Here is a 15208-nt window from a genome sequence, read left to right on the forward strand (position 1 = left end):
GCAACCTTGACGCGCCCCGAACGCGTCAATCAGACGGTGCACTCTGTCGGGATCCAATCCCGACCCTCTCAACTGGAGCGTGATAGTGAAAACCAGTCGTAGGTCCTTGTTCGGCCTGGGAATCGGTGCCGCCGCGGCGAGCGTCGCCCTTACCCCCGGCGTGGCGTCGGCGGAGGAGCCGGCCGTCTACGCGGCTCCCGACGCCACCACCGCCTCGCGGCTCATCGACGCGGTCTATCGGTGGCACTCGGGCCGCGCGGGCGGTCAGTGGAATGGATACGTCTCGATCGCCGGTACCGGGCGGCCGACGACGATCGCCGTCGACGACGGGTCCGACAGTGTCCTGCAGGCGTTGAGCGTCAACAAGGTTCCGGTCGCGGTCGCGGTCATGGACAAGGTCGATCGAGGTCTGATCTCCCTGTCCGACCAGGTCGCGGTGACAGCCGACATCATCATCCCGGACGGCGACGGCCTGTTCCGGCTCGACGGCGCCTACCCCAGCGTGATCACCGTCGGCCACGCGATCGCGAACCTGTTGACGATCTCGGATGACACGGCGGTGCGGTTGTGCGGGCTCGTCGCACCGGCCGCCGAGATCAACGAGATCCTCGTGGCGAAGGGCTTCCCGAACACCCAGGTCGAGCCGGTCGCGAATCCCAACCGGTTCTACCTCGGCACCTCCACGCCCAAGGAGATGCATGACTTCTTCAACGCGCTCGTCGCCGGTACTTTGCTTTCCCCGGAGTCGACGGCGTTCCTGTTGAACCTGCTGCGTTCGCCGGTGGCGTTCACCGACGGAGTGCGGCGCGAGATGTCGTCGAACGAGCGCCTGCGGGTCGCGACGAAGGCGGGCTGGCTCAACGACGAGCGGCACGAGGCGGGGATCATCTTCGACGCGGCCGGGGCTCCGGTTGTCACGTATTCCTTGTGGGCCAGCGGTCAGGGCGCGCCGGACGACTTCGGTGCCACGCACCCGGCCGTGGCCGCCCGTTCCCGGATGGGCAGGGCATTTATGTCCATCGTGGATTTGCTGCCGGGGGTCTCGGCGTTGAGTTCGCCGATCCCGCCGTACCAGCCGACGAACGGTGGTTGATCGACCCCCGTCATCGATCGAGCAGGTCGCACGCGGGTTATCGGCGTGGCCGCGGGGTCGCCTCGAATGCGCGTCGAGTAGGCGACTGACATCGGATCGTGTCGATGCCGTCGTGTCTGTTCCCCGGATGCGGCGGCATCGCGCTTTTCGGGCGCGGAAGGCATGGCCCGTAACGGGGTCGTCGAGAGCCGTCATCGTCCGTGTCGTCGCTTGTCTCATTCGGATAAGCTGACCGCGTGGGTTGACTCGGGGCGGATACGCTGCCTGCGTCAACGGCACGGCAACGGAACATCACGAGGAGCGGACATGGCGATTACGATCCTTCCGGTCGGAAAACCCCTCGGGGCCTGCTTTCCGGCCAGCGACCCCCCGGCGGAGGAGCCGGACTTCTATGAGGTCCAAGTGGGTGACGAAGTTCAGCAACTGTCACCTTTGGAATGGTATGTCTACAATGGTGCATATGGCGAGCCCGAGCAGCACGCCGAACACCTGGTGGACCGGGACTGGCTGATCAAGAACCTGAGCAACGAGATCTCGGCGTCGAAGGTCTCCGCCGAGCTCGACGGCCTCCTCTCTCGGGGGCTGCTCCTGGAGGCCAACCTGCACGGTCACTCGGCGCAGGACGTCCTGACCGGCTACAAGATCATCCCCACGGCCGTGGGCATCAGCAATTCCCCCGACGACCCGAACCTGCGGTGGATCGGTCAGCACGGTGAGGGCCTCCTCGGCATCCCACAGCTGTCGTATCTCGTGTGGGCGTTCTCGTACCGGACGAACTCGATGTGGGACTGCTGCGAGATGTTCGCGCAGAACCCGGACTCGATCGACGGCGCGACCGCCAACGACATGGCCGCCCAGATCGCGGACACGCTCCCCTCCATCATCTCGATGGAACTCGGCTACCTCGAGCCCGCCGACCAGTAGCGTCGCCTGACGCCGCCCGCCTCGGCGGATCGAGCGCGACGGGCCATTGTCCACGACCGCCCTCGGCGGTTCGGCGGGCAGCGGTCTCGTGGTCGCGTCTCCGTTCGACACCGGCACACGGGCGACGCTCCCCGCCGATCCCAGGTCGTGCTTCGTGCGGCCCAGGACAGCGGAACCAGCTCCGGACCCACCCGACCGGCCGCGTCTCGACGCGGCCGGTTCACGTTGTTCCGGCGACACGCACGAAGCGATGGCGGGTACCACCGGCGAACCGGTGCCATGCTGGACCCATGCCTCGGCAACCCGATTGGCGACGCCGCGCGGCGGCGATGACGACGCAGCTCACCGCGAGTGGCGTCCTCTCCGACCGTGCCCTCATCACCGCGTTCGCCGAGACACCGCGGCACGTGTTCGCCCGGCGGGCCGGTGGAACGGCCGCGTCCGCGCCGGTGTCCAGCGCCTACTCCGACCGAGTCATCCCGACGCGTTACGTCGACACCTTCGACGGGGCGCTCACCGTGACGTCCTCGCTGTCGCAACCGACCGTCGTCGCGATCATGCTCGAACTGCTGCACCTGCGCGGCGGCGAGAACGTCCTGGAGATCGGAACGGGTCTCGGCTACAACGCGGCCCTCCTGTGTCATCGCCTCGGCGACCAGAACGTCACCAGCGTCGACATCGACCCGCACCTCGTCGACGCCGCCCGCGAATGCCTCACCGAGATCGACCACCACCCGACGTTGGCCGCCGTTGACGGCGAGGCCGGGTATCCGGCGCGGGCGCCCTTCGACCGGATCCTCGCGACCTGCGCGCTCGACCACGTCCCGCGTCCCTGGCTCGGCCAGCTCCGCGAGGACGCGCGGGTCGTGCTCCCCCTGACGTACGGCGGGCTGCTGATGGTGCTGCGATTCAGTGCCGGCGTCCTGTCGGGCCGCGCCCGTGACGAGGGCGTCTACTTCATGCGGATGCGGCACTCCGCCGACGAACCGGGCACGCCGTCGTCGGAGCCGCAGGGCGAGTATCGTCACCGGACGATCGACATCGATCAGTACGAGGTGACCTCGGAGGAGTTCACGCCCTGGCTGGAGCTGTCCCTGCCCGACGTGCGCGCGTTGTCGTTCGGCGCGGAGGTTCGACTCGGCACGGAGACCGGGCACGCGCGGATCACGGACGACGCGCACGGGACCGTCGTCGAGGAATGGGGAACGCCCTTCTTCGACGAGGTCGTCGAAGCGTGGCATGCGTGGCGCGAGGCGGGCCGACCGCGCCGCGATCGATTCGGGCTCTCCGTGACCGAGACCGAGCAGTGGGCGTGGGTGGACGAGCCGGATTCGGACCACCGGTGGCCGCTCACGGACGACTCGCCGCTGTTACCGGCCGGTACGAACCTACCTAGTCATCGTTAAGGTTTCCGGCCTAGGATGGCCAGAGGTTGTCCTCTTATCTCAGGTTGATCGAGGCGAACTGCTGGGTGAGGGACAGCCTCCAGGAGTCGCATGAAGCCCGAAGGGACAACTCCAGTGGACGCCGAGAAGATCAGTGACGGCCGCCGTCGGTGGCAAGACCGTTTCGACGCCGCCCGTAAACGCGACGCCGACTTCACCACCCTGTCGGGGATGGAAGTCGAGCCCGCCTACGGTCCGTCGGAAGGTGTCGACGACCCCCGGATGGAGCGCATCGGCTGGCCCGGCGAGTTCCCCTACACGCGTGGCCTCTACCCGACCGGCTATCGGGGACGCGCCTGGACGATCCGGCAGTTCTCCGGCTTCGGCAACGCGGTGCAGACCAACGAGCGTTATAAGATGCTGCTGCGCTCCGGTGGTGGCGGCCTGTCCGTCGCCTTCGACATGCCGACCCTGATGGGCCGCGACTCCGACGACCCGAAGTCCCTCGGCGAAGTCGGCCACTGTGGAGTCGCGATCGACTCCGCCGCCGACATGGACGTCCTCTTCGGAGGCATCCCGCTCGCCGACGTCACCACGTCGATGACGATCTCCGGCCCGGCCGTGCCCGCCTTCTGTATGTACCTCGTCGCCGCCGAACGTCAGGGCGCCGACATATCCAAACTCGACGGTACCTTGCAGACGGACATCTACAAGGAGTACATCGCGCAGAAGGAATGGCTGTTCCCACCGGAACCGCACCTGCGTCTCATCGGCGACCTGATGGAGTACTGCGCCCACAACATTCCCCGGTACAAGCCGCTGTCGGTGTCCGGCTACCACATCCGCGAGGCCGGATCGACCGCCGCGCAGGAGCTCGCCTTCACCGTCGCCGACGGATTCGGATACGTCGAACTCGGTCTGTCCCGCGACCTCGACATCAACGTCTTCGCGCCCGGGCTGTCGTTCTTCTTCGACTCGCACATCGACTTCTTCGAGGAGATCGCGAAGTTCCGCGCTGCGCGCCGCATCTGGGCCCGTTGGCTGCGCGACGTCTACGGAGCCACCAGCGAGAAGGCACAGTGGATGCGTTTCCACACGCAGACCGCCGGGGTGTCGCTGACGGCGCAGCAGCCGTACAACAACGTCGTCCGCACCGGCGTCGAGGCGCTCGCCGCCGTCCTCGGCGGTACGAACTCGCTGCACACCAACGCCTTGGACGAGACCCTCGCGCTGCCGACCGAGCAGTCCGCCGAGATCGCGCTGCGCACGCAGGCCGTCCTCATGGAGGAGACCGGCGTGACCAATGTGGCCGACCCTCTGGGCGGCTCCTGGTACGTCGAGGCCCTCACCGACAAGATCGAGGCCGAAGCCGAGGAGATCTTCCGCAACATCCTCGCCCTCGGCGGCGAGACGGGTGACGCCGACGGCCAGTCGGCCGGCGCCATCACGAAGGCCGCCATGGGTTCCGGCCGTCACGAGATCGGCCCCATCACGTCCGGTCTCCTGCGCGGCATCGAAGAGGGCTGGTTCACCGCCGGCATCGCCGACGCGGCGTTCACCTACCAGCAGCAGCTCGAACGCGGCGAGAAGCGCGTCGTAGGCGTCAACTGCCACACCGAGACGGTCTCCAAGGACCTGGAGATCCTGCGGATCTCCGGCGACGTCGAACGCGACCAGGTGGCCGCGCTCGCGAAGCGCAAGACCGACCGGGACGAGGCGGCCGTCAGCGCCGCGCTGAAGCACATGGTCGACGTCTCCCGGACCGACGCGAACATGATTCCGGCGATGCTGGAGGCGACCCGCGTCGAGGCGACCCTCGGCGAGATCTGCGACGCGCTCCGCATCGAATGGGGCGAGTACATCGAACCGGCCCGTTTCTGACGTGACGACGGGTTCCTCGTCACCACGATGAGGAACCCGTTCGTTTCGCAGGCGCCGCGCGCTCGACCAGAACCCGAGAAAGCGGGTCCCGGCTTTCGTCGCGGTCCAGGTGGAGGGGCTCACCGTGAACGAAGCGGACATCCACCGTTCGAGGCCGCTCGACCAGGAAGTCGGAACGCCCCCAACGCGAGAGTCGGACGTAAGGCCGTCGGTCGGGCCGCGGTCGATGTCGTCACGATCGAGACGCTGCCCCATCGCATGTCTCCGGGAATCAGGCGAGTACATCGAGCCAGGCCAGTTCAGGCGCAAATTCGGCGATGAATCGATCGCTTCAGGTTGTGGTCCTGATTTTGGGGGTGTACCTGGTACGATTGCCCCAGGAAGGCTCGCCTTCCGATCCCGCCTTAGGCCTCGCAAACGCGAGGCCTTTGTGCTGTCGAACTATGAAACTGGAAGCCAGCAATGCTGGTGCAGAATCTTGGGTTCAATGCGTTCCCAGAGGCGCAGATTTGCTCGGCTGGCACGTTCGTCCGTCTCTACGTGCGTTTCCATTCGACGGTGCAAGAAAGCGATCATGTCAGCCGCCTGGACCAAGCGACTCGCATGGGATGGAGCGAAGTGCAGGGTGTCCACAATGCGGGTCAGTTGGCGAGAACGATATCCGGGAGTACACGCTCGTTGGTACGACGTGAGGTCAGCCCGGTGTCGAGCTTGTTCATCGACTTCATCGGCGATCACGAGGGCGTACTTGCCTTGTTGTGCCGCGTAGATGTCGATTCGTTCGAGGACATGTTGTAGGACGACCGAGTGTGGCGGGGTCGGGCTCGAATAACGGCGTCGCATTCCGTTCCTGTCGACTCCGCGCAGGATTATCCCTGTCGCGTAGTCCGCGATCGCCTGGAAAGTTTCGTTGTAGACGCCAATTCTGACGCGTGGAGGAACACCTTTCCAGCAGTCGTGACCTTGGAACAGTTCGTATCCATGAAGCTCTGCGAGTTCATCCACATTGTGCTCATTTGTGGCCTTTTCGACTATGGCATCGAGTGCTGCCGTCAAGGCGATTGCAGCCGGTCCGTCGCACAACATGGCGGCCATGAAGAACCAGTCGGCGCTATAGGATTCGTCAACGTACACAAGCAACATGGGAAAGATGTCATCTGACGGTAACGCTGGGTCGTGTGGTGGTGGAACGGCAGGTTCGCGAGGGCGCAGGCTGCCACACGACAACGGATGGTTCCTTCTCCTGGTGAGGAACCTGGAGGACAGCGGGTGAACGCAAAACCGTGACGAGCACCCGCGCCGGGTCAGGTGTCGAGGCCGATTGATCGGGACATGCGGGCCGTGAGTGCCGCCATGTGCTCGATCAGCGCGGGTGGCTCGTGGACCTCGAACTCGAATCCGAAGCTCGGCACCCACATCGCGAAACCCTCGAGCATGTCGGAACCGGCGTACAGGGTGCAGGAGTCGTCGTCGATCGCCTCCAGCAGGCCGTACTGCGGGGGAATCTTCTCCGCCATGACCTCGGCGGGAGCGTGGATCGTGAACCTGGCCTGGTAGCGGTGGCTCTTCCACCGGGCGAAGCCGGTCACGGTGAACTCGGGGACCTTTCGGGGTTCGAATCTCGGTCCCGTGGGAACGCGCGGGGTCATCCGGTCGACCCGGAAGTTGCGCCAGTCCTGGCGGTCAACGTCGAACGCCATCAGGTACCAGCGCTGTCCGGTATGGACCAATCGATGGGGTTCGACGTCACGGACGCTCTCGGAGCCGTCGTGGCTGCGGTAATCGAAACGCAGTTGCTCGTGATCGCGGGCGGCCGTCGCGATCGTCGTCAAGTGCTGGGCGTCGACGGGTGTGCCGCTCGTGGCGGTCGACACCGTGACCGACTGGAGCGTGTTCACGCGGTGCCGGAGGCGCGACGGCAATACCTGTTCGAGCTTCGCGAGCGCGCGCAGGGAGCTCTCCTCGATGCCGCTGATGGAACCGCCCGCAGCCGTCCGCAGGCCCATCGCCACGGCCACCGCCTCCTCGTCGTCGAGCAGCAGCGGCGGCATGTGCGCGCCCGCCCCGAGGCGGTACCCGCCCGCGACTCCCGGCGAGGCGTCCACGGGATATCCCAAGGTGCGCAGGCGATCGACGTCTCGGCGAACGGTGCGGACGTCGACCTCGAGCCGGTTGGCGAGGTCCGAGCCGGACCATTCGCGGTGGGTCTGGAGGAGGGACAGGAGCCGGAGGAGTCTTGCCGAAGTGGGAAGCATGCGAGCGAGTCTGCCAGCAATCCCGGACACCTACTGACCTGAATCATCGGGGTCTTCGGTGGATGCCGTCCGAGGAGCGGGTGTCCGGTCCGCCTAGGGGCGCGATCGACGCGGGCGCTCGTCTGGGTCGGAAGGGGCCACGTCCGTCGTGCGCACCCGTGGGGCCGATCGGAACTCTTCACCGCCGACGAATCATTGAGGACCGGATCTGTCCGCGATCCATTATAGAGTCATCATCATGACAATTGCAGAGATCAAGCCCTTCCGCATCGACATCCCGCAGTCGAACTGGACTATTTGCGGGAGCGGCTCTCCCGTGCCCGCTTCGCGCAGGAGATTCCGGACTCGGGCTCGACTTACGGGGTGCCGGTCTCTCGGGTTCGGCACCTGATCGACCACTTCCTCAACGACTACGACTGGCGCGTCTGGGAGGAGAGGCTCAATTCCCACCCGCAGTTCACCACCGAGATCGACGGGCAGAACGTCCACTTCCTACACGTGGAATCCCCTGAATCGGACGCGATTCCGCTGCTGCTGACCCACGGTTGGCCCGGCACCGTCGTCGAGTTCGTGGACATGATCGATCCGCTGACCGATCCGAAGGCCAACGGTTCCGGCAGCCCCGCGTTCCATCTGGTCATCCCGTCCCTTCCGGGTTTCGGGTTCTCGGGCCCGACCGTCGAATCCGGTTGGGGAGCCGTTCGCACCGCGAAGGCGTGGCGGGAACTGATGGCCCGCCTCGGTTATGAACGCTATGGCCTGCACGGCAACGACGCCGGTGCCTTCGTCGCGCCGGAGGTCGGCCGCATCGACCGCGACCACGTCCTCGGCGTCCATGTGAACCAGATCTTCTCGTTCCCGTCGGGGGATCCGACGGAGATGGAGGGAATGTCCGATGAGGAACTGGCGGCGCTGGAGCGGCTCCAGTGGTTCCACGAGAACATGAGCTCCTACGACCAGCTGCAATCTCAACAGCCGCAGACCCTGGCGCACGCGCTCGTCGACTCCCCGGCGGGCCTGCTCGCGTGGATGGATCAACTTTTCGGGGAACAGGTCGACGACGATTTCGTGCTCACGAATGTGTTGATCCACTGGTTCAACGACACGATCGCCTCGTCGATGCGGTTCTACTACGAGAACGAGAAGAGTCCGGTGTCGACCGAACCGGCCGACTTCCCCATGGCCAGTTCCAGTTTCGCGGGGGACTTCCAGTCGATTCGCCGTTTCAGCGAGCGCGACTACACCGACATCGTCCAGTGGCGCGTCCACGACACCGGCGGCCATTACGCGGCCCGTCAGGCGCCGGACGTGCTGGCCACCGATCTGCGGGACTTCTTCGGGCAGCTGGGCTGAGCCGGTCATCGAATATCCACAGTGGCGTCGAATATTTTCTTCGGCGCCACTTCGCCGTTCTCTCAAGGGATCCCGGAGAAGTTCAAGAAACTCTTCTCGGTCGCGGGAATCAAGGACCGTAGTTGTCCGCAATTGCTCATAGAGTTCGGTCGTGACTCAGACGGCAATCGAAAATCCCGCCAAGACCAGGAGAAACACAGTGGCACTGCTTGAAGCTCCGGCTCCGGTCCAACCCGTTCCCGACGTCCAGGAGGACAAGCCCTACCGGTGGCGGTGGGCGGCGCTGTCGGTCGTGATGGCCGGAAGCGCGATGGAACTGCTCGACTCCAGCGTCACCAGCATCGCCGGACCGACGATGCGCGCCGACCTGGGTGGCGGCCCGGGCCTGATCCAGTGGCTGACCGCCGCGTACACGCTCGCGATGGTCGGTGGTCTGTTGGTCGGCGCCCGACTCGGCGACATCTTCGGACGCAAGCGCATGTTCATGCTCGGGGCGGCCGGATTCACGGCCGCGTCCTTCGTTGTGGCGATCAGTCAGGGCGCCGAGGCCGCCGTCGGTGGTCGAATCCTTCAGGGATTGTTCGGCGCGGCAATGGTTCCGCAGGTCTTCGCGCTCATCAAGGCGATGTTCCCCCCGGCCGAGACGCAGAAGGCGTTCGGGATGGCGGGTCCGATCATGGGCGTCGCCGCCATCGGTGGACCGAGCCTCGCCGGTTGGCTCATTGGATTGGATCTCTTCGATTCCGGTTGGCGGATGATCTTCCTCATCAACCTCCCGATCGGCATCGTCGTCCTCGTGTTGGCCGCCAAACTGTTGCCCGCCAATGAGGGTGACCGCTCGGCCAAACTCGATCTCGTCGGTGCGGGCTTGGCGTCGCTGGCCAGCGTCTCCTTGATCTACCCGCTGGTGCAGGGTCGCGAGGCCGGTTGGCCACTGTGGTCATTCGCGATGATCGTGGCGTCGCTGCTGTTGTTCGCCGGTTTCGGAGTTCACCAGGTCCGCAAGGCACGTGGCGGCGGGGACGTCCTGGTCAAACCGAGCCTGTTCCGCAAGCCCGCGTTCAACGGCGGTCTGGTCTTGGGCGTCCTGCTGATGGCGTCGATGGCCGGCATCGGTCTGATCATGACGCTGCATCTGCAGGTGGGCCTCGGTTTCACTCCGATGCGCGCCGCCGTCACGATGATCCCGTTCGCGGTCGCCATGGGCGCGGCGATGGGCTTCCTGGACAAGCTCGCCCGATTCGGACGCAAGACCTTGCTGGCCGGGGCGCTCGTCAACGCGGCGGGTGTCGCGATCGTCCTCGCCACCGTGGAGATCGCGGGCGCGGATCTCGACTGGTACCACCTGATCCCGGGCCTGATGCTGGCCGGAGTGGGCTCGGCCCTGTTCATGGGGCGCTACTTCGACTCGGTGATGCAGTCGGTGTCGCCCGACGAGATCGGTTCCGCCTCCGGGACCCTGTCGGCGGTGCAGCAGTTGGGCGCGTCCTTCGGGATCGCGCTGCTGGGCACCGTCTTCTTCGACCAGTTCGTCGGTGACCTCGACAGTCTGCTCGCGGCCACCCGGGTCGCGCTGGGGCTGACGGTCGCGGTCCTGCTTGCGGGCTTCGCGGTCGGCTTCACCCTGCCGAAGCACTCCGAGACGAGCGGTACCCCGACCCACTGATCCACCCGTTCGACCCACCACCGTGGTGCGCGACCCCGTCGCGCGCCACGGTTTCGCGTCGCGGCACCCCGACGACGTCGACGAACGCGGCAGGCGACCTCGCAGCCGGTGTCCGACGCCGAGCGCCATCAGCGGCGTTGTTGCTTCGAGACCGCGACGACCGCCACGAGGCGAGACCGGCGTCATGCCACAGTCGATGGCCAATCGATACCACAATGGACCTGCGGGGCCATGAGGTCCGGCGGTGCGTCACGGCCGACGACTCGGACCCGGCCCATGGGTAGTCCCGGTTCGTCCCCTCCGCCGTCGAAGCCGACGAGCCGCTCGGCATCGAGGAGAACGGTCGGCCGCCGCCCCCGAAGGTCGGCTCCGCGTCGCTCGGACGTGAGGTGACGCCGAGTCGCCGCCGATGTCGGCACGCTGCGCCGGGACGGTTCGTCGGGGGTCGGGACATCGGTCACGATTCGGGGCGTTCCTGTGATGTCGGGCGGTAACGTCGCCCCTGGTTGCGTGGCCAAAACCGGACTGGACAAAGATCGACGCGGGTTCGGTCGGGACTTGCTCCCGCTCGCTCGACCGAGCACAACGCCCGTCCATTTACCGACACAAGTGGGAGACCCCTGCATGAGCACGTCGACAGACGCTGCCCCGTCCCAATCGCCGCAACCGACGAACTGGTTCGATCGTTGGTTCGACATCACCGGTCGTGGAAGCACGATCGGCCGCGAGATTCGCGGTGGATTGACGACTTTCATGGCGATGGCCTACATCGTCATCCTCAACCCCATCATCCTGACCGGAGCCACCGACGTCAACGGTGACACGTTGGACTTCAGTCAAGTCGCCACGATGACCGCGTTCTCCGGTTTCATCGCGACCGTGCTCATGGGTGTCGTCGGCCGCGTGCCGCTGGCTCTCGCAGCCGCCCTGACGGTCAACGCCGTCGTCGCCTACCAGATCGCCCCGTCCGTGACCTGGGCCCAGGCCATGGGCCTCGTCGTCATCGAGGGTCTCCTCATCGTCGTGCTCGCCGCCACCGGCGCGCGGACCGCGATCATGAAGGCGATCCCGCGCGACCTCAAGCACGCCATCGGCATCGGCCTCGGTCTGTTCATCGCCCTCATCGGCCTCGTCAACGCCGGTTTCGTCAGCCGTCGTCCCGACGCCGACGGAACGACCGTCCCCGTCACCCTCGGCGACGGCGGTGTCCTGAAGGGTTGGCCGATCCTCGTCTTCGCGATCGGGCTGATCCTGATGATCGCGTTGTGGGCCCGCAAGACGCCCGGCGCGATCCTGCTCGGCATCGTCATCGCGACCGTGATCGCGATCATCATCGAGTCGGTGGCCGGACTCGGCGCGACCGGCTGGGGTCTCGTCGTGCCGGAGCTGCCCGAGAAGCTGGTGTCCCTGCCGGACTTCGCGTTGTTCGGTCAAGTCGATCTGTTCGGGGCTTTCACGAAGCTGTCGGTCGTCACGGTCGTCGTCTTCCTGTTCACGCTCGTGCTGTCCGGGTTCTTCGACGCGATGGGCACGTCCATCGCGGTCGCCGACGAAGCCGGGCTCACCGACAAGGACGGCAACCTGCCCGGCATCGGTCGGGTGCTGACCGTCGACGGTCTCGCCGCCGCGTTCGGCGGCGTCACGTCGTCGTCGGCCAACACCGTCTTCGTCGAGTCCGCTGCCGGTGTCGGCGAAGGCGCTCGCACCGGTTTCTCCAGCGTCATCACGGGCAGCCTGCTCGGTGTGGCGATGTTCCTCGCGCCGATCGCGGCGATCGTGCCGCAGCAGGCCGCGGCGCCCGCGCTCGTCCTCGTCGGCGCCCTCATGTGCATGCAGGCGCGCAACATCGACTGGACCGACACCGACATCGCGATTCCCGCGTTCCTGATCCTCGCGCTGACGCCGTTCACGTACTCCGTGACCGTCGGCGTCGGTGCCGGGATCATCGCCTACGTCGTCATCAAGGCCGTTCGCGGCAAGTGGCGCCAGCCCGGTTGGCTACTGTGGATCGTCGCCGGAGTGTTCGTGCTCTACTTCGGCATCTACGCCATCGAGCAGCTCATCGCGTAGAGGTCGTCCCGTCCACGAGGTGGTAAGGCGATACGTTCGGCCCGCCCGTATCGGTCGACCACGATGAGGCGCCGCGCATTCGCACCACGCGCGGCGCCTCGCTCATGCCCGGGTCGTATTGTCGTACGCCGACACAAAAGGCGCGTTCCAGGCCGTCAATGCGGGAGCGTGGATCTCTACTTCCGTTGCACCGCTTAGGATTCGATGATGTCGATGACGGTTCTCTACTGCAACGACCCGGTGTGGCCGCGACGGGTCGACGCGCACTTCGCGGCGGAGTATCGCCTGGTCCGCGAACTCGGCGGCGACTCCCGGCTCATCGACCACGACGCGATCGCGCGCGGGGACGTCGACGCAGCGATCGGCGCCGTCCCGCACGGGCTCGGCACCATCCGGTATCGGGGCTGGATGATGACGTCACCCCAGTACACGGCCCTGTACGAGGGGCTTCAGGCACGCGGGGCGACGCTGGCCACCGACCCCGAACAGTTCCGCGCGGCCCACGAGTTCCCCGGCTGGTACGCGCATTTCGCGTCCGTGACCCCCGTTTCGGTGTGGTCGTCGGGCGTTCCCGACGCGGCCGAGCTGTTCGCGCTGGCGGGCCGTCTGCCCGGTCGCCGCGCCATGGTCAAGGACTACGTGAAGTCGCGCAAGGACCATCCGGGTGCCTTCCTCATTCCGAACACGAAGGACGAGTCGACCCTGGACACCGTGGTGTCGACCTTCGTCGACCTCCAAGGCGCCGATCTCTGCGGCGGCGTCGTCCTGAGGTCCTTTGAGGACTTTGAGGGTGTCGGTGATCGCGCCTACGAGTCGCGGATCTGGTGGTACGAGGGCGTTCCCGTCGTCATCGGACCGCACCCCGACCATCCGAACGTGACGGTCGCCCCCGAACTGGGGGCGATCGCGCCGCTGGTCGCCTCGTTCCCTTCGCGATTCATCACGACCGACCTCGCCCGTCGCGCCGACGGCACCTGGCGCCTCATCGAGGTCGGCGACGCCCAGGTTTCGGATTTTCCCCGGGGCACCGACATCCGTCCGCTCCTGAGGGCCCTCCTGGAGTGACGCCGATCGGGGGCTCGGCGGTTCCGCGACGCTCGCCTCAGTAGACGAGCGGAACGGTGCTGCCCTCCGCCGGCTCGCCGTAGTGGTCCCAGATCCGGTTGAGCTCCATTTGGTAGTAGAGGGTGTGCAGCCCGAACAGGAAGATCAGGATGAACCCGATCCACGCGTTGCAGCTCGGATTGATGCCGGCGGCCCGCTGCATGCGGGCGATTCGCTTGCCGGTGTTGTAGACGGACACGAACGGCGGCACGATGATGAGCGGCCCGAACAGGACGGCCATGAGCGAGAGTGTCGGGTCGACCTCGATGCGCCTGTCGAAGTCCCGCGCCTCACGGTTGATCTTGTACCAGAAGACGTAGCCGTAGATGCCGAGCGTGATCAACGGCCACACCAGCCAGACCAGCACCACATTGCGTCGTTTACCAGCGATTCCCGTCATATCAGGCATGAAACCCGGCTGGTCGGGGTCCGACATCGATTCGAGCGAATCGCGCCGCCCGTCGACCGACCTGGATCTAAAATGCCCGGTCGTCGGCCGCCCCCGGCGGTTTCGTCGACGCTCGTCCTGAGGTGCGGGATGACAGGGTCGTCTCGCCGCACATGCCGCGACGAGCCGATGTGGTGGCTCGGCCCATGGCGCGAAGGCGACCGGTGCTCCTAGTGTCGACGCATGACGACAATGGGCGAAGGCATGGAACTGTCCGGGCGGCGCGCGCTCGTCACGGGTGCCGCCGGGGGCATCGGGGAGTCCGTCGCCCGACGTCTGGCGGCGGCGGGGGTTCGCGTCCTGTGCGTCGACATCGACGGTCCGGGAGCCCACCGCGTTGCCCGGGACATCGGCGGCGAGGCTCGCTCCGTCGATCTGTCCGACATGGACGCGGTTGATCGCGTGTCACTGTCCGATATCGACATTCTGGTCAACAACGCCGGAATGCAGCACGTCGCCCCCATTCACGAATTCCCGCCCGACACCTTCGCCCTGTTGCTGCGGATCATGGTCGAGGCGCCGTTTCGGTTGATCCGAGGCGTTCTCCCGCACATGTACGAGCGCGGCTTCGGTCGGATCGTCAACGTCTCCTCAGTGCACGGTCTGCGCGCGTCGGCGTTCAAATCCGCGTACGTCACCGCGAAACACGCGCTCGAAGGACTGTCCAAAGTGACGGCTTTGGAGGGCGCTCCGTACGGGGTCACCTCCAACTGCGTCAACCCCGGGTACGTGCGGACGCCACTCGTCGAGAAACAGATCGTCGCGCAGGCCGAGCATCACGGGCTCACACCCGACGAGGTCGTCAGGAACGTCATGCTCGGCCCGGAGGCGATCAAACGCCTCATCGAACCCGAGGAGGTCGCCGAGTTCGTCGCGTTCCTCTGCGGCCCGAACGCGTCGTTCATGACCGGCGGCTCACACGTCATCGACGGCGGCTGGACCGCGCACTAGGGCGGCGAGGCGAGATGCCCCAGGAACCGGAGCACGGTGGGGGAGCGTCGACTACGCCGGGGCGCCCGAGTGGCAGTT

At 66.2% G+C, this 15208-nt stretch carries 12 protein-coding genes; 9 read left to right on the forward strand and 3 right to left on the reverse strand.

All coding sequences use genetic code 11. The features are described 5' to 3' along the window. The first annotated feature begins 85 nt into the window (after positions 1 to 85). From ACM9NP_RS16430 to ACM9NP_RS16445, 4 genes are all read left to right on the forward strand, one after another. Positions 86 to 1093 (forward strand): serine hydrolase, encoded by a 1008-nt coding sequence (locus tag ACM9NP_RS16430; RefSeq protein ID WP_415647583.1) that lies wholly within the window; start codon positions 86 to 88, stop codon positions 1091 to 1093. A 306-nt stretch (positions 1094 to 1399) separates the two neighbouring features. Beyond that, on the forward strand, positions 1400 to 2017 hold the full coding sequence (locus tag ACM9NP_RS16435) for a hypothetical protein (RefSeq protein WP_415647584.1): 618 nt from the start codon (positions 1400 to 1402) through the stop codon (positions 2015 to 2017). 290 nt (positions 2018 to 2307) lie between these two features. After that, on the forward strand, positions 2308 to 3423 hold the full coding sequence (locus tag ACM9NP_RS16440) for a methyltransferase domain-containing protein (RefSeq protein WP_415647585.1): 1116 nt from the start codon (positions 2308 to 2310) through the stop codon (positions 3421 to 3423). 114 nt (positions 3424 to 3537) lie between these two features. Then, the gene (locus tag ACM9NP_RS16445; protein WP_415647613.1) at positions 3538 to 5283 is read left to right on the forward strand and encodes an acyl-CoA mutase large subunit family protein; all 1746 of its coding nucleotides are present in this window, start codon (positions 3538 to 3540) and stop codon (positions 5281 to 5283) included. Between the two features lie 441 nt (positions 5284 to 5724). Here the strand turns inward: ACM9NP_RS16445 and ACM9NP_RS16450 are convergent, their stop codons facing one another. Both ACM9NP_RS16450 and ACM9NP_RS16455 read right to left on the reverse strand, forming a co-directional pair. Next, complete coding sequence (locus tag ACM9NP_RS16450; protein ID WP_415647586.1) at positions 5725 to 6426, reverse strand: DUF3800 domain-containing protein; 702 nt, start codon at positions 6424 to 6426, stop codon at positions 5725 to 5727. A 161-nt stretch (positions 6427 to 6587) separates the two neighbouring features. Continuing rightward, the gene (locus ACM9NP_RS16455; RefSeq protein ID WP_415647587.1) at positions 6588 to 7538 is read right to left on the reverse strand and encodes a helix-turn-helix transcriptional regulator; all 951 of its coding nucleotides are present in this window, start codon (positions 7536 to 7538) and stop codon (positions 6588 to 6590) included. 297 nt (positions 7539 to 7835) lie between these two features. Here ACM9NP_RS16455 and ACM9NP_RS16460 point away from each other — a divergent pair, with 297 nt between their 5' ends. The 4 genes from ACM9NP_RS16460 (at position 7836) to ACM9NP_RS16475 (ending at position 13692) form a co-directional block, all read left to right on the forward strand. Beyond that, positions 7836 to 8891, forward strand: a complete 1056-nt coding sequence (locus ACM9NP_RS16460) for an epoxide hydrolase family protein (RefSeq protein ID WP_415647588.1) — start codon at positions 7836 to 7838, stop codon at positions 8889 to 8891. Positions 8892 to 9090: 199 nt separating this feature from the next. After that, positions 9091 to 10557 carry an MFS transporter gene (locus ACM9NP_RS16465; RefSeq protein ID WP_415647589.1) on the forward strand — a complete coding sequence of 489 codons (1467 nt, stop codon included), beginning with the start codon at positions 9091 to 9093 and terminating at the stop codon, positions 10555 to 10557. 624 nt (positions 10558 to 11181) lie between these two features. Further along, positions 11182 to 12627: an NCS2 family permease gene (locus ACM9NP_RS16470; RefSeq protein ID WP_415647590.1), complete on the forward strand. Its 1446-nt coding sequence runs from the start codon at positions 11182 to 11184 to the stop codon at positions 12625 to 12627. Between the two features lie 207 nt (positions 12628 to 12834). Beyond that, complete coding sequence (locus ACM9NP_RS16475; RefSeq protein WP_415647591.1) at positions 12835 to 13692, forward strand: ATP-grasp domain-containing protein; 858 nt, start codon at positions 12835 to 12837, stop codon at positions 13690 to 13692. Positions 13693 to 13729: 37 nt separating this feature from the next. On the opposite strand, the gene ACM9NP_RS16480 is transcribed toward ACM9NP_RS16475, so the two are convergent. Then, on the reverse strand, positions 13730 to 14131 hold the full coding sequence (locus ACM9NP_RS16480; RefSeq protein ID WP_415647592.1) for a DUF4234 domain-containing protein: 402 nt from the start codon (positions 14129 to 14131) through the stop codon (positions 13730 to 13732). Between the two features lie 231 nt (positions 14132 to 14362). Here ACM9NP_RS16480 and ACM9NP_RS16485 point away from each other — a divergent pair, with 231 nt between their 5' ends. Next, positions 14363 to 15130: a 3-hydroxybutyrate dehydrogenase gene (locus ACM9NP_RS16485; protein ID WP_415647593.1), complete on the forward strand. Its 768-nt coding sequence runs from the start codon at positions 14363 to 14365 to the stop codon at positions 15128 to 15130. Positions 15131 to 15208 lie beyond the last annotated feature (78 nt).

Source organism: Stackebrandtia soli (assembly GCF_965137155.1).
GTDB lineage: Bacteria > Actinomycetota > Actinomycetes > Mycobacteriales > Micromonosporaceae > Stackebrandtia > Stackebrandtia soli.

What these genes read in the sequence shown, in the direction of transcription:
- ACM9NP_RS16470 (WP_415647590.1), top strand. Translation starts at nt 11,182, where the DNA reads ATGAGCACGTCGACAGACGCTGCCCCGTCCCAATCGCCGCAACCGACG.
- ACM9NP_RS16475 (WP_415647591.1), top strand. Translation starts at nt 12,835, where the DNA reads ATGTCGATGACGGTTCTCTACTGCAACGACCCGGTGTGGCCGCGACGG.
- ACM9NP_RS16450 (WP_415647586.1), bottom strand. Translation starts at nt 6,426, where the DNA reads ATGTTGCTTGTGTACGTTGACGAATCCTATAGCGCCGACTGGTTCTTC.
- ACM9NP_RS16440 (WP_415647585.1), top strand. Translation starts at nt 2,308, where the DNA reads ATGCCTCGGCAACCCGATTGGCGACGCCGCGCGGCGGCGATGACGACG.
- ACM9NP_RS16455 (WP_415647587.1), bottom strand. Translation starts at nt 7,538, where the DNA reads ATGCTTCCCACTTCGGCAAGACTCCTCCGGCTCCTGTCCCTCCTCCAG.
- ACM9NP_RS16435 (WP_415647584.1), top strand. Translation starts at nt 1,400, where the DNA reads ATGGCGATTACGATCCTTCCGGTCGGAAAACCCCTCGGGGCCTGCTTT.
- ACM9NP_RS16480 (WP_415647592.1), bottom strand. Translation starts at nt 14,131, where the DNA reads ATGACGGGAATCGCTGGTAAACGACGCAATGTGGTGCTGGTCTGGCTG.
- ACM9NP_RS16485 (WP_415647593.1), top strand. Translation starts at nt 14,363, where the DNA reads ATGACGACAATGGGCGAAGGCATGGAACTGTCCGGGCGGCGCGCGCTC.